The sequence below is a fragment of the Rhodococcus sp. 2H158 genome, assembly GCF_053764755.1.
Genome location: NZ_JBSNCE010000024.1, coordinates 65,217 through 79,426, shown reverse-complemented (window position 1 = coordinate 79,426; position 14,210 = coordinate 65,217). Strand labels below are relative to the sequence as shown.

The following is a 14,210-nucleotide window of genomic DNA, read 5'->3' as shown; positions in this document are numbered from 1 at the left end:
ACTTGGTGTCACCATTGCCCTTCCAGTAGTTCCGTGACGTGACTGCTGACCTTCCGCCGCACCCACTCGATCAGCGGTGAAGTTAGCATGGGATGTCTGCGCCGCTGGTTTGGTGAATACTCATACCAAGCGCCCGACAAAACTCCACCGTCTCGGATGCACGTAGCCCTCCGCACCCCGGGCGCTTCTACTATCAGCTGCCACGCCATTTCGGCGATCGCCTTAACGTCCTCCATTGCCGCGATTCGAGCACCTCCGGTCCGCCTTCCGGCGGGGAGGTGTCCGGCCTACTACCCGACATAAGGCACGCTTATCGGACGGGAACGACCGGACCCTGAGGTCAGGGGTGGCGGCGGACAACGCTGCCGTTTGGTCGATGGGCGCCCGGGCGCCGACTGCGCGGGGGATGCGGTGCGGCCATCAGATGTGGGATTCGGGTCGGTCAGCCTCATCGGCGAACGGCTTCGATAAGCTGGGCGGGGTCGATATCGAGAGCGTCTGCTACCGAGATCACGTCCGGGTTCGGCGTTCCGAGCGGGATTCGTTTTCGGGACGAAGGCAGCCCGTCGGCGCTTGTCAGAAGTGACAGTGGGGTACTCACTGAGGACGGCATTGTCATGACGTGCCACATCGCGGGCGTCCGCTCGCCCATCACCAACGTCGCGCCGACGCGCAGCACCGCACACGTCTTTCCCGCACCTGCGACGATCACCGCGCACGGGTCGCCGACGATTGTTGCGATGCGAGCAGCGACCTTGCGTACAGCGCCGCCGTCCGCCTCACCGATCCACACGCCGTCACGGAACTCCGCCGTCAATCCGGCCGCGTCGAGCGTCGCACGTGTCTCCGCGTGCGGATCTGCTGCCGCCTCGACAGCCAGGTCGATCAACGAATCGATGGTGTCTTTGTCCGCCACCCGCGCGTAGCTCTGCGACGGCACGTACAGGTAGTCGTCGATGATCTCGGTGCGCGCCGACGGTAGCCAGACGCGCAGCTTCTTCCACGTCGACCGCCACAGCACGTCCTCGGGATACCCTCCGTCCATTTTGGTGTCCTGCCCCAGCAGCGCCAAGCCCACCGCAATCATCGAGCTCGTGTAGGTCAGCGCGGTGTCGGGAACGTCCTGGTCCTCGCGGTCTCGCGGCGGCAGTGATGTCAGGACGTCGGCCAGGGCCCACCGCCACTCCTCGTCGTCGGGTCCCCACACGCCGGCAGCGAGCAGATCGATGTAGATCCGGGTCACCCCCATACGCAGTTCCAGGGGAGGCCGTCGGTGCTCGGTGGCCAGCGCGCGGCGCAGTCGTTCCGAGCGAGTGCGCCATGCCGCGCGTTGACCGGGATCGATCACCGGCGGCTGTTGGTCGGTGCCGACGTCGGCGATCGGGTCGATGTCCTCGTCGTTCTCGTCGTCGGTGACATCGGTGCCCGGGTCGGTGTCGTCGATGGTCCACTGCACCGCCGTGTCGGTTTCCGGTCGGCTCGCCGGTGTCGCCTTGGGCAAGATCAGCCCGGCGAACGTCGGACCGAGGGTGCGTTGCACGCTGTCCAACCACGCACCCCATCGGTCGTCCGCGCGCTCGGTCCGGTGCGGAGACCGGGCCGGTGGCATCGGCGTCGGGGTCGCGGCGCGATGCTGGCCGATCGTCTTCATCAACCGAAGCAGATCGTTGCTCAGCCGGTCCGCCAGTTCGGGGTCGTTGATGAAATCGTCGATGCCGTAGTCGCGGGAAAGGCGGGGACCGCCGTCGTCGACCTGCCGGGGTAGGCACCGGGCGACGTCGGTCAGGAAGACGACGGAGGTCACGTACTCGTCGGGTTCGGCGATCCGAGCGCGGACCGCTCCACCGGTGCTTTCGTCGGCTCGGAAGACGGTCTCGACTCCACCGGGGATGGGCGCGTCGATGACGTCGACGCGCCGCCACGATCCCGGCGCACCGGTCGGTGACATTTCGACCGTGATCGATCCTGTTGCCGCGGTGTGCAGTTCGACGATGATCGCGTCGTCCTGCCACCGGGCGCCGAGCAGCGTGAGGGGCACTCGGTTACGGGATTCGGGGTGGGAGGGCATGGTCGACCGGGTCCGCATACTGTCCGCGGTGGCGGTGCCCATCCCGTCCGGCAGGAGCGTGTGCTCGACCGGATGGATTGCCACCAGCTCACAGTTGCCGCCTTGGAGGGTCGATGTCAGCAGGGCAGCGCGGCTGAGGTTCGCGCTGCCGACCAGCGCAGTGGTCGCCGCGCTGTCCTGCCATTCCACGAGTTTGCCGTGGCTGGTACGAGTGTCGTCGAGGAATCGGAACTCGACGCTCGGTACGGCCGCAGTGGCATCGACCAGCGTCGCACCGTCGTACCAGGACACCGTCTCCTGCAGCGCGATGACAACGTGTTCCGGGGTCATTCGCGCGGTCAGCGCGGCGACCGCGGCGGAGGCCGGGTCGAAGAACGGCGCGGACAGGTGCAGGGAACGCATCCGCGTCTGGGGGAGTCGTTCGATGATCGGCCGGTGGAGGTTTCCCACGATGGACAGCTCGGGCAACGAGTCGTCGACCTGCTCCGGGGTGATCGACTCTGCGAGGACGTGCACGGTGTCGGCAATCCAGGACGGCATCGACACCACCGTGGGCAGCGTGCGCAGCCACTCGGCGAGATGGACCAAGGCCGCCGGCCCGACGGCCCGTGGAGAGCGGATCACCAACCACAGTTCGTCGTTGTGACCCCATCCGGAGGTGGTGGGATTCCCCGATCCGATCGCCACCCAGACGTCATCGTCTCCGACGAGCACCGCAAGCTTGGGGTGGAACGCGCCGCGGCAGCCGACGTTGCCCTGCTGGTAGGTCCGGCCGGCGTAGCGGACGTCCGCGGCGTCGTGCACCGGCTGGTGAGCGTCGGAGAGCACCGTCACCCGTGCACCGAGGGCACGGGCGATCGGTACGCAGTGCCGCTCGAAGAACACCAGATCCAAGGTGTATCCGGTGATCAAGACCTCCCGGAGCGGCCCGTTGTCCCATTCGTGCAGCAAGGTCAGTGGCGAATGCAGCCCGAACCGTGCCCGGGTCATCGCGGCAGCTCCAGCAGAGCTGCCGCCCGCTCGGTGGTCACCACGCGCTCACCGGTGGTGGCGAAGAGACCGAGCTGGGTGCCGAGTCCGCCGAGTTGTTCGAGGCGCAACCCCACGTTTCCGGCTCCCTCGCGACTGTTGGCGAAGTATCGGCCGTTGCGCTCGTGCAGCTTGGTGGGCAGTTTCATGCGTCCGTTGCCGTCGAGGTGCATCTTCAGCAGTGCGACACGGTGGGATTGGGCGAGCATGTCGTCGACAAGGGTGCATGCGAAGTCCGACAGCGGCCGGTGGAGGTGCTCGCGGCGCTGATGGGCCACCCACCGCGGGTCCAGGTACCGTCCTCGTTCCGCGTGGCCGCGAAACGCCTGCTGGGTGACGCCGGTGAGCTGGTCGTCTCGCAGTGACCCGAGCAGGAGTACACCGAGGTCGGCTTCTATCGGCTCGCGCAGTTCCCGAAGCTGTACCTCGGCGGGGGCAGGGTGACCGTGTGCGTCGAACGGGTCGGGGCAGCCCCTCAGAAACATCTCGACGGTGTCGTCGGTGGTCGAGCCCCGGATCCACTCGTGCAGGTCCTGACGTGCCACCGGTACTCCTGCGGCGACGACCTGGTCGACGAGCGCCGACCACAGGCGCCGCCACGCCCCGACGGAGTGGTGCCGCAGCAGCAGGCCCCGCCAGGTCTGTGCGCGTTTTCCCTCCATGGCGAGGACGGGATCGTCGTCGAGGGCGGAGCCATAGGCCACGGCGTTGAAGAACCGGTCCGTCCACCCTTTACCGCTCGGCTGCAGCTGCACCGCTCGTGCCAGAATCCGGAACGTCGATCGTCTCGTGCGGTCGTTGGCGGTCCACACCGTGTGTGTCAAATCGGATTCGGTGGCGGTCATGACCGCACGCAGGGGCGCGACGTCCGCGGAGTTGGGACGCACGCGGGTGAGGTTGATCAAGGTCGCGGCGTCGTCGACGGTCACCGGCCGGGCGGCCACCAGATCGAGGAGGGGCCGGAACATGGCCTTCACCGAGTCGGGAGTCGCACGCGGACCCCGGCGGAGAGCTTCACGGTCGGTTGAGGCGATTCCCAACGTCACCACGGGGCCCTTGTACTGGGACCAGAACCCCCACACCCGCGGCGAATACGAACCCTCGCCGACATCGACGAGACGCTCAGCCGACCTGGTGCGCAGCCGTGTCCGGACGGTGTCGGCGCCGTGCATATCCCCGGAACCGTCCAGTCCCCCGGTGCCGGAGTCGACCAACGATGCCAATGCCAGCGCCACCTCGGCGCGCCGCAGCACAGCCCGACACGTGAGGGTGTCGAAATCCTTGTCGTGGACGTAGTCGGCCAGCGCCCAGTACAAGCTGTAGTAGCGGCTGTTGCTGGTCATCGTCGACACACCGGGAACGAGAGCGTCGACCAGGTTCATCACCGGTGCCTCGACCCGCAGGGGGAACCGGCTGCCCTTCGTGTCGAGTCCCGGTGCGCACCAAGCGGGCCCCTCGAGTAGCGGAGCACTGATCATGGGTCCGATCATTTCAGTTGTCGGTGATCGACTCGGCGTTCGGTCGTTCGAGGGGACTCAGCTCGGCGTCAAGAGCAGCTCGACATGATTGCACCGACGAACAGTCCCGCAATGATGAGCCCGCCGACCAATTTCGCCACAACCATGAAGACATCCCCGACGGCCCCGTATGGGTTCCCTTCCTCCTCCCTCAGCTTCGTCCCGTATCGAGATTGGTCCAGGTCTCTCATCGCACTTGTTCGGCCGGCGTCGTCAAAGGTGAAGAGCGCGACGTCGTGCTCGTTCGCCCGATTGCTATCGGAGCGAGACTTCGACGCCCTCGCTGAATGCCGAGTCATGCAGCTCCAGATGGTTCGGGACTGCGCCGCTGAGCTCGTAAGTCAACGCACCTGACACGGATTCCCCGGGATTTAAGGTTTCGTAGTAGATGTCGGACATGATGCTCACGCTGGGAGCAAACTGCCGGCCTTGGATGTCAACGAGGATCTGCTCTCCGATGTCGACCGTCTTCGGTCGGTCACCGATGTTCGTCACCGTTATCTGAGCGGTGCTGCCGTCGAACGAGGTGACTACGAATTCGAACTGACCGTCTCGAACGGGTCTGCCGACGGCGTTGACTGGAGTCGGCGGTTGGGCGGGGGCTAAGGATGCAGTCGGTGTTTCGGGTGTCGGTGACTCTGGTGTGGTGACCTCGGTGTTCACGCTTGCGATGTCTGTTTCGGTTTCCTGGTTGGCGAAATAAGTGATCAGTAGTACGACTGCGCTGATTACGAGCAGGGCATTGACAAACCGTCGTCGATTAGGGTCCGGCCTTGGCGGTGGCTGTCCGTGTGATGGTGGTTGTGAGTGATCCATGTGTTGGGTGTCCTTCAGATTCCACCAGTCTTTGGCGGCAGCAGCGATGTCCTTGGGGCAGCTGTAGGCAATTGGGCACGATTCACCCCTGGGGGATGCCGGCGCGGCACCAGGTCGGCCCGAGTGCCACATGCTGGTTTGATCGTGTATCGATGTCCCTCCATGCCGGCCGTTGCTTGTTTCTGCGGGGCGTCCCTGGATCCATGCGGTTCAGCTGGAGCAGTGGGTCAGCCGATGTTGACGGTGGCGCCGCCGGAGAACATCGAGTCGTGTAGCTCGACGGTCTTGGGTTGGGCGTCGGTGGGGATGTCGAAGACGACGATCACCGAGGCGGTGTTGCCGGGGTTGATGTCGCCGATGGTGAAGTTGTCGTTGGCGTAGATCTCTGCCTCGGTGTCGTTGTTGAACTCGCGCCCCTGGACGTCGATGAGCTTCTGGTTGGATCCGAAGTAGGACTGGGCCTTGTCCCCGATGTTCTTCACGTCCACGTGCACGAACACGAACTGTCCTTGTGGAACCTTGTTCGCGTAGGGGTTGTCGCCGGCCTGGGTGATATCGGTCTCGACATCGGTGACGGTAAAGGCAAACTTGCCGTCGCGGACCTCGTTGCCGATACCCGCGGGGGCTGCGCCGGAGTCCGGGGAGCTGCCTCCGGAGTTCTCACTGTTCTCCCCGGTGTTACTGCTCCCGGTGGGGATGCTGCCGGTGCTGGTGGACTCGTCGCCTCCGCCGCTCGTTGCAACCGCGATGATGACGAAGAACGCCACGATGGCTCCCAGGATCCACGGCCACTTCTTGCGCTTTTTCGGTGTCTGCGTCTGAGGCGCCGCGTACTGCGGCCGATATTGGCCGCCCTGCGGAGGCTGCTGACTGTACGGCGGTTGCGGAGGCTGAGTCATCGGGGCCCCGTCCTGAGCGGTTTTGCTTCTCGTCCCTTCTTTCGATCCGGGCGTGCCGGTTTGTTACAGCCATTGACCGGATGGATCTCGTCGAAGTGAGACGCCGGTTGGCCGATCTGGCTTGCTACGTCCGTGCCCGAGGCAAACTTCTCGGGGGGCTTCGGCCCCAGAAATCGGGCTCCCTTCGTCGAATGGACCGAGCGCCTGGTCGCAGTGCTGCTCCACATGAGCTGGCCACGAGTCCGGTTTCACAAGGACTGGGACGTCAAGGTCGGCTGGGAGGAGGAAGCCGAGCGTCTTGGGGTGGCACTGTTGCTCCGCGCCGTCTTCGCAGCCGGAATGAACAGGCACCCGGTGCGCAGAACATGCCGAGCCTGGTCGATATTGCCGCCGGCAATCGAGGCGACGACGCTGGCGAGGATGTCAGCCTTGTCCTTCGGCACATCGTCGGGGTATCCGCGAAATGGCTGGAGCTGTCCGCAGGTATCGACACGTGACCGCTCATAGAACCATCCGGTTGGGGCATCGACCCTAGTCGACATCGGTCCACCTAATCGGTGGCGGGCGGGTTCCCCACCGTCGAGCGCCAAGTCTTTGGGTGTGACCGCGGCAACCGAGATCGTTCCTCCGCGGCGACCCAGGGCAGCCGATCGGAGTGGATTGCAATTCGCTGTTGCGAAAGGATGCAAGCCGGAGCGCCGGGAGGGGCAGTGCGCACCTAGAATCCGTGCGTGGGCAACAAGTCGGTCACCAGCTACGACGTCGCACGCGCCGCAGGCGTGTCGCAGTCGACGGTGTCCCGTGCCCTCCGGGGCGACCCGCGCGTCATCGAGGAGACCCGCGCGCGCATCCAGGCCCTGGCCAAGGAGATGGGCTACGTCCCGCACATCACGGCCCGGAGCCTGATCACGCGGCGGTCGTCGTCGATCGCGGTGGTCAGCGGTGACCTGCGGAATCCGTCGTATCCGACGCTGGTGAACACGCTGCAGGACCGGTTCGCGCAGCACGACTACCGGGTGCTGCTGATGAGCGACCGGACCGAAGGGTCGCTGGAGAAGGACATCCTCGCGCTGCGCGGTGGGCTGGTGGACGGGGTCGTGTTCATCTCGGCCCGGCTGGACTCGCCGATCGTGTCGGAGATGATCGACTGGAAGATCCCGCTGGTGATCCTCAACCGCGACGTCGACGGCAGCCAGGCCGGCCGGGTGGACCGGGTCACGTCGGACAACGTCGGCGGGGGCCGGCTCGTCGCCGACCACCTGATCGAGCTGGGGCACCGGCGCATCGGGCTGATCTCCGGCCCCCTGGAGAACCCGAGCGTGAAGCTGCGTGAGAGCGGGTTCCGGGAGGGGCTCGAAAAGCACGGCCACCCGCTGGACGAGACGCTCGTGCACCGCGGCGCGGTAGACGCCAAGACCGGTTTCGAGGGCGGCATGGAGCTGCTGAGCCGGCCGGACCGGCCGACGGCCGTGTTCTGCGCGACGGACTACATGGCCTACGGCACCCTCGACGCCACCAAACGCCTGGGCCTGCTCGTGCCCGACGACGTGTCGATCGTCGGCTACAACGACCTCGACGCGTCGGGTTGGTCGATGTTCGACCTGACGACGGTGCGCCAGCCCCTCGAGGACATGGCCTCGGCCGCCGCCGAACTGCTGCTCGCGCGGATCGATGGCGCGGCGGGCGCGCCGGTGCACCGGAACTTCGCTGTGGAATGGGTGCAGCGGGGGAGTGCGGCCCGCGTCGGTCACCTGGGACGTGCGGAGTCCGTCAAAGATCGTTAACCGGGGCAACAAGTCCGTTACCCACGAGCTCCGATCCGGCAATAACCCCTGCATACATTCGAAGTCATAGCGAGCAGGGCAACGTTGCCCCACCGCTTCTTCGAATCCCCACAGCTTCAGGAGCGACATGGAAATCGGCGTCTTCATCCCCATCGGCAACAACGGCTGGCTCATCTCCAAGAGCGCCCCGCAGTACATGCCGTCGTTCGAGCTCAACAAGACGATCGTGCAGAAGGCCGAGAAGCACGGCCTCGACTTCGCCCTGTCGATGATCAAGCTCAAGGGCTTCGGCGGCGAGACCGAGTTCTGGGACCACAACCTCGAGTCGTTCACCCTCATGGCCGGCCTCGCGGCCGTCACCGAGAAGATCAAGCTGTTCGCCTCCACCCCGATCCTCACCCTCCCGCCGGCCATGGTGGCCCGCATGGCGTCGACCATCGACTCGATCGCCCCCGGCCGCTTCGGCGTCAACATCGTGACCGGTTGGGCGCCCAACGAATACACGCAGATGGGCCTGTGGCCGGGCGAAGAGTACTTCGGCTACCGCTACCAGCAGGCCACCGAGTACGTGACCGTCATGCGGCAATTGTGGGCCGACGGTGTCAGCAACTTCAAGGGCGAGCACTACACGATGGACGAGTGCGTCCTCTCGCCGAGCCCCACCGGCGGCGCCGTGCCGATCGTCGCGGCCGGACAGTCCAAGAGCGGCATGAAGTTCGCCTCCGAGATGGCCGACTACAACTTCATCATGGGCACCGGCATCAACACGCCCACCGCAATCTCCGACGCCACCGCCACCCTCGTGGAGGCGGCGAACAAGACGGGCCGCGACGTCGGCGCCCTGACGCTGTTCATGATCATCGCCGACGAGACCGACGAAGCGGCACAGGCGAAGTGGCAGGACTACCACGACAACGCCGACCTCGCCGCCCTCGGCTACATGGCCGACCAGTCCGCCGCCGACGCCACCGCCGACGACGCCTCGACCGCCAAGACCATCTCCCTGCCCGAGGGCGCCGTGAACTTCAACATGGGCACCCTCGTCGGCTCGTACGAGACCGTCGCGAAGATGCTCGACGAGGTCGCCGAGATCGAGGGCATCAAGGGCATCATGCTCACCTTCGACGACTTCGTCGAGGGCATCGAGAACTTCGGCACCCGCATCCAGCCGCTGATGAAGAGCCGCACCACCGTTCAGGCCGAAGCCGCCTGACCCCGAGCGGCGGGTGGGGCGCGTGCACCGATCCGCGCCCCCACCCGCCACCCCACACCCGGAGGTTCCCTCTTGCATCCGCGCACCCTCGACGTCGCGATCGTCCAAGCCGGCGAACTCACCGAGGACCTCCTCGGCAACCTGGCCCGGCTCGCCGCCCTCGTCCGCACCGCCGCCGCACCCGACGCGACCGGCGCCGTCCCCGACCTGGTGGTGCTGCCCGAACTGATCACCACCCCCTACTTCTGCACCAGCCACGACGTGGACCGCACCCCCTGGGCGCAGACCGTCCCCGGCGAGGCCACCACGCTGTTCGGCGACCTCGCCCGCGAACTCGGCTGCGCGATCGCCTTCGGCCTGTTCGAGCGCACCGCCCACGACGTCACCCACAACTCCGTCGTCCTCGTCGGCCCAGCCGGTGAGGTCGTCACCTGGCGCACCCCCGACGGCGGCGCAGTGCCCGCCTACCGCAAGCTCTCGCTGCCCGCGAGCAAGGTCGGCGACGTCGACATCGACGAGAAGTACCACTTCGCACCCGGCCAGGCCCCGGCGACCGCCGACCTGTTCGGCACCCGCTTCGGCTGCGTCGTCTGCTACGACCGCACCTTCCCCGAGAACTGGGCCGTCGCCCGCGCGCTCGGCGCCGAGGTGATGCTCGCGATCGTCTCGTCCCTCGGCACCCGCGAGGACCTGTTCCTCGCCGAGCTGCAGACCCGCGCCCTCGAATCGCAGATGTGGATCGTCGCCGCCAACCGCGCCGGGCCGGAAACCCTCAACGGCGTGACCGTCGACTACTTCGGCCTCTCGTGCGTCATCGCCCCGAACGGCGAGATCGCCGCGCAGGCACCCGCGCACCGGGCGGGGGAGACGCTGCGCTTCACCCTCGACCTCGACGCGGTTCCGGCCGTGCGCGCGGCCTTCCCGCTGGCCCGCGACCGTCGCCCCGACGTGCTGCGCCTGCTCGCCGACCTCACCGCCGGCACCGTCCGGCCCGCGCCGCTGCCGAGGCCCAGTGCCCTCCCGCTGGAGGTGAGCGGGTGACCACCACCGACTACCCCGACCTCACCGCCGCCGCGGCCACCACCGTCGACGACCTGCTGCCGCAGGCCCGCGCGGACATGGCCCCCCTGCTCGAGACCTCCCGGCTCACGCCGCTGCCACCCGCACCCGACGCACCGGCCACCGAGCCCGCCCACTCCGTCGCGCTGCTCGCCGCCAGCCCCGTCCCGGCCCCGCCCCTCCCCGCCCCGGCGCACCGCGCGCGCACCGACGCGGCGCTGCACGACCTCGGCGTGCTCGACCTGATCGCCGCCTATTCCGCCGGCACCACCACGCCCACCGCGGTGCTCGCCGCGCTGCGCGCCCGCTGGGCCGACCCGGCGCTCGTGGGCGGGGCGATCCTCGCCGTCGTCGACGGCGCTGACGAGGCCGCCGCCGACTCCGACCGCCGCTGGGGCGACGGCACCGCCCGCCCGCTCGAGGGCGTCTTCTTCGGCGTCAAGGACATCATCGACGTCGCCGGCGCGCCCGTCACCGCGGGCTCGCACACCACCGGCGACCGCATCGCCGGCACCGACGCCACGGCCGTCGCCCGGCTGCGCGCCGCCGGCGCCATCCCCGTCCTGATCACCGCGACCACCGAATTCGCCTGCGGCGCCCCGCACAACGCCCGCTACGGCGCCGTCACCAACCCGTGGGACCGCAGCCGCTGGACCGGCGGCTCGTCCACCGGCTCGGCCGGCGCCCTCGCCGCGCGCCTCGTCCCGCTCGCCCTCGGCACCGACACCGGCGGCTCGATCCGCGTGCCCAGCGCCCTGTGCAACCTCACCGGCATCAAGCCCACCTACGGCCTCGTCCCGCGCACCGGTGTCGCGTCGCTGTCGTGGACCCTCGACCACGTCGGGCCGATGGCGCGGTCCGCCGCCGACCTGCGCGTCGTCCTCGACGTCCTCGCCGGACCCGACGGCCTCGACCCCGCCGCGGCCCCGGATGCGGTGGCGCGGCAGGTGCAGGCCGGCCTCGCCGACCCCGGCACGCCCGGCGCGCCGTCGCTGGCCGGGGTGCGGCTCGGCATCCCCACCACGTGGTTCACCGAACTGTGCGACGCGGGCGTGCTGGCCGCGTGGGATGCGGCCGTCGCCGCGCTGCGGGGCCTGGGCGCCGAGGTGGTGCCCGTCGACATCCCCGACGCCCACCGCCTGCACGACGACGTCACCATCGTGCTCACCTGCGAGCTTGCCGCCAACCAGGAGGGCGCGCTGGAGCGGTTCGCGCGGTACGACATCGGCACCCAGGTGCGCATCGCGCGCGGGTTCGTGCCGTCGGCGGTGGACTACCTGCGCTCGCTGCGGCGCCGCGCCGGCGCCCAGCGCGCGACGGTGCAGGCGTTCGACGCCGCCGGGATCGACGCGTTCGTCACCCCGGGCATCGGGGCGACGGCCGCGCGGCTGTCGGACGTCACCGTCGAGATCGACGGCGTGCGCCACCCCATGCAGTCGATCGTCGGCCGCAACACTGGCCTGTTCGACTACCTCGGCCTGCCCGCGGTGATGGCCCCGGCCGGTTTCGTCGACGGGCTGCCCGTCGGCGTGCAGATCGTGGGCCGGCCGTGGGCCGACGACACGTGCCTGCGCATGGCGCAGGTGCTGCAGACCGTCACCGACGTCCACGAGCGTCGCGCCGATGGATAGTGTTGCCGCCCGGCATCATCCGCATCCGTGGCGGGTGTTCGCGGCGACCAGCATCGGCGTGGTCGCGGTGTTCCTCAGCATCAGTGGCCTCACCGTAGCGCTGCCCACCGTCACCCGCGAGCTGGGTGCCTCGGCGGCGCAGTCGACGTGGATCCTGTTGGGCTACATGCTCGTCACCACCGCGCTGATCCTCGTGTTCGGCCGGCTCGCCGACATCGTCGGCCGGCGCCCGCTGTATCTGGCGGGGCTGGCGGTGTTCACGGTCGCGACCGGGCTGTGCATGCTCGCCCCGACGGCCGGGTGGCTGATCGCGGCACGGGTGCTGCAGGGCGTCGGGGCGGCGGCCGTCGTCACCAACAACACCGCGCTGCTCACCGACACCTTCCCGTCGCACAGCCTGGGCCGTGCCCTCGGCTGGAACGCGACCGTCGCGGCCGTCGCGCAGGTCGTCGGTCCGGTGATCGGCGGTGCCGCGACGGCCGCGTTCGGCTGGCGCGGGCTGTTCGTCGTCGTGCTGCCGGTGGGGGTGCTCGCGATCGCATCGTCGCTGCTGGTGATCCCGCGCGGAGCTCGCCGGCGTGTCGAGCGTGAGCCGTTCGACGTGGCCGGGGCCGTGCTGTCGACCGCGTTGCTGACCGCCGTCGTGCTGGCGCTGACGCCGGGGGTGACGTCGTCGCCGTGGCTGCCGTGGGCGTGCGGGGCGGCGAGCCTGGGGCTCGGCGCGGTGTTCGCGGCGGTGCAGATCCGTCGCACCCACCCGCTGGTGGACCTGACGCTGTTCCGCAACCGCGGCATCGCGCTCGTCCTCGTCGCGGTGCTCGTCAACGCCGTCGCCACCTACGCGGTGACGCTGCTCGTGTCGCTGTACGGGCAGGCGGTGGGCGGGATCTCGGCCGTCGCGGCCGGGTTGCTGGTGATGCCCGTCGCGGTGGGCACCGTCGTCGCGGCCGCCGCCGCGGGCTCGCTCATGCTGCGCTTCACCCCGCGCACGCTGACCGCAACGGGCATGGCGCTCAACGCCGCCGGGCTGCTCGGCGTCACGCTGATGCTGTCGCCCGACGGCGGATCGCTGGGGGCGACAGCACCGTTCCTGTTCGTCCTCGGCTGCGGCACCGGCCTGTTCATGACCCCGAGCACCAGCGCGCTGATGCTCACCGTGCCCGCGGAACGTCGTGGGATCGCCAACGGGCTGCGCTCGACGCTGCAGAACGTCGGCTACCTGCTCAGCACCGCGCTGGCGCTGGCCGTCGCGACCGTCGGGCTCAGCGCCACCGCGCGGCAGGCCGCATACGGCGGCACCCTCGGCTCGCTCGGCAGCGCCGAACTCGCGCGGTTCGTCGACAACGTCCGCGCGGTGGGACTCGCGCTCACCGTCGTCGCCGCCGCGGGTGTCGCGGTGTGCCTGGCGTTTCCCCGACGGGACGTCGCCGCCCCTGCTGCCGTGCGTCCCCTCGAACCCGTCACCACCCTGAAGGACATCGCATGACCCTCGCCGACCGCACCGCCCAGGCGGCCGACTACGCCCGCGCCGGCTTCGGGCAGGAACTTCAGCCCGGCACCCGCCCGGCCCTGATCGTCGTCGACCCGGCCCGCGCCTACATCGATCCGGACTGCCCGCTCTACGCCGGGGTGGAGGAGAACGTCGCGGCGATGCGCACGCTGCTCGCCGACGCCCGCGCCGCCGGCATCCCGGTCGTGATCACCGAGGTGCGGCTGCGCGCCGACGGTGCCGATGCCGGGGTGTTCTTCAAGAAGTCGGGCACGCTCGTCGCGTTCTGCGAGGGCAGCCCGTACGGGGAGCTCATCGACGGCCTCGAGCCGACGTGCGCCGAGCTGCTCGTGACGAAGAAGTACGCGAGCGCGTTCTTCGGCACCTCGCTGAACTCGTACCTGACGTCGCTCGGGGTGGACACCGTCCTCATCGCGGGCCTGTCCACGAGCGGCTGCGTGCGCGCGACGACCCTCGACGCGATGCAGCACGGCTACATTCCCATCGTCGTGGAAGACGCCGTGGGCGACCGGGATCCGGCCATCCACCACTCGAACCTGTTCGACATGCAGCAGAAGATGGCCGAGGTCTGGCCGCTGACCCGCGCTCGACGGTACTTGAACGGTGCGTCCTTTGGGCTGCCTGAGCAGCCCAAAGGGCACACCGGCGGCGGAGCCGCCTGCAGTTAACACGAACGAACCAACG

At 68.6% G+C, this 14,210-nt stretch carries 11 protein-coding genes; 7 read left to right on the top strand and 4 right to left on the bottom strand.

From position 1 onward, the window contains the following. Nucleotides 1-448: 448 nt before the first annotated feature. From ACWPOB_RS21895 to ACWPOB_RS21880, 4 genes are all read right to left on the bottom strand, one after another. A complete protein-coding gene (locus tag ACWPOB_RS21895) occupies nt 449-3,058 on the bottom strand; it encodes a hypothetical protein (protein ID WP_455402100.1) in 2,610 nt (869 codons plus the stop codon). Continuing rightward, a complete protein-coding gene (locus ACWPOB_RS21890) occupies nt 3,055-4,575 on the bottom strand; it encodes a hypothetical protein (RefSeq protein WP_455402099.1) in 1,521 nt (506 codons plus the stop codon). Before ACWPOB_RS21890 ends, ACWPOB_RS21895 begins: the two co-directional genes overlap by 4 nt. A 294-nt stretch (nt 4,576-4,869) precedes the next feature. After that, nucleotides 4,870-5,430 carry a DUF4352 domain-containing protein gene (locus tag ACWPOB_RS21885; RefSeq protein WP_455402098.1) on the bottom strand — a complete coding sequence of 187 codons (561 nt, stop codon included), beginning with the start codon at nt 5,428-5,430 and terminating at the stop codon, nt 4,870-4,872. 227 nt (nt 5,431-5,657) lie between these two features. Beyond that, nucleotides 5,658-6,197 (bottom strand): DUF4352 domain-containing protein, encoded by a 540-nt coding sequence (locus tag ACWPOB_RS21880; RefSeq protein ID WP_455402097.1) that lies wholly within the window; start codon nt 6,195-6,197, stop codon nt 5,658-5,660. Between the two features lie 497 nt (nt 6,198-6,694). Here ACWPOB_RS21880 and ACWPOB_RS21875 point away from each other — a divergent pair, with 497 nt between their 5' ends. From ACWPOB_RS21875 to ACWPOB_RS21845, 7 genes are all read left to right on the top strand, one after another. Continuing rightward, nucleotides 6,695-6,826 carry a hypothetical protein gene (locus ACWPOB_RS21875; RefSeq protein ID WP_455402096.1) on the top strand — a complete coding sequence of 44 codons (132 nt, stop codon included), beginning with the start codon at nt 6,695-6,697 and terminating at the stop codon, nt 6,824-6,826. Nucleotides 6,827-7,060: 234 nt separating this feature from the next. Next, nucleotides 7,061-8,113 (top strand): LacI family DNA-binding transcriptional regulator, encoded by a 1,053-nt coding sequence (locus ACWPOB_RS21870; protein WP_455402095.1) that lies wholly within the window; start codon nt 7,061-7,063, stop codon nt 8,111-8,113. Between the two features lie 127 nt (nt 8,114-8,240). Continuing rightward, nucleotides 8,241-9,326 carry a pyrimidine utilization protein A gene (rutA, locus tag ACWPOB_RS21865; protein WP_017680428.1) on the top strand — a complete coding sequence of 362 codons (1,086 nt, stop codon included), beginning with the start codon at nt 8,241-8,243 and terminating at the stop codon, nt 9,324-9,326. Nucleotides 9,327-9,398: 72 nt separating this feature from the next. After that, nucleotides 9,399-10,367 carry a carbon-nitrogen hydrolase family protein gene (locus ACWPOB_RS21860; RefSeq protein WP_455402094.1) on the top strand — a complete coding sequence of 323 codons (969 nt, stop codon included), beginning with the start codon at nt 9,399-9,401 and terminating at the stop codon, nt 10,365-10,367. Continuing rightward, nucleotides 10,364-12,016 (top strand): amidase, encoded by a 1,653-nt coding sequence (locus ACWPOB_RS21855; RefSeq protein ID WP_455402093.1) that lies wholly within the window; start codon nt 10,364-10,366, stop codon nt 12,014-12,016. Before ACWPOB_RS21860 ends, ACWPOB_RS21855 begins: the two co-directional genes overlap by 4 nt. Continuing rightward, nucleotides 12,009-13,502, top strand: coding sequence for an MFS transporter (locus tag ACWPOB_RS21850; RefSeq protein ID WP_455402092.1), 1,494 nt, complete (start codon nt 12,009-12,011; stop codon nt 13,500-13,502). Before ACWPOB_RS21855 ends, ACWPOB_RS21850 begins: the two co-directional genes overlap by 8 nt. After that, nucleotides 13,499-14,194, top strand: a complete 696-nt coding sequence (locus ACWPOB_RS21845) for an isochorismatase family protein (RefSeq protein ID WP_455402091.1) — start codon at nt 13,499-13,501, stop codon at nt 14,192-14,194. The genes ACWPOB_RS21850 and ACWPOB_RS21845 overlap by 4 nt, the downstream gene beginning before the upstream one ends. The last annotated feature ends 16 nt before the right edge of the window (nt 14,195-14,210 follow it).

Bases quoted from the DNA above. Each gene is read 5' to 3' on its own strand.
- ACWPOB_RS21895 (WP_455402100.1), bottom strand. From the start codon at position 3,058: ATGACCCGGGCACGGTTCGGGCTGCATTCGCCACTGACCTTGCTGCAC.
- ACWPOB_RS21845 (WP_455402091.1), top strand. From the start codon at position 13,499: ATGACCCTCGCCGACCGCACCGCCCAGGCGGCCGACTACGCCCGCGCC.
- ACWPOB_RS21885 (WP_455402098.1), bottom strand. From the start codon at position 5,430: ATGGATCACTCACAACCACCATCACACGGACAGCCACCGCCAAGGCCG.
- ACWPOB_RS21890 (WP_455402099.1), bottom strand. From the start codon at position 4,575: ATGATCAGTGCTCCGCTACTCGAGGGGCCCGCTTGGTGCGCACCGGGA.
- rutA (WP_017680428.1), top strand. From the start codon at position 8,241: ATGGAAATCGGCGTCTTCATCCCCATCGGCAACAACGGCTGGCTCATC.
- ACWPOB_RS21850 (WP_455402092.1), top strand. From the start codon at position 12,009: ATGGATAGTGTTGCCGCCCGGCATCATCCGCATCCGTGGCGGGTGTTC.
- ACWPOB_RS21875 (WP_455402096.1), top strand. From the start codon at position 6,695: ATGCCGAGCCTGGTCGATATTGCCGCCGGCAATCGAGGCGACGACGCT.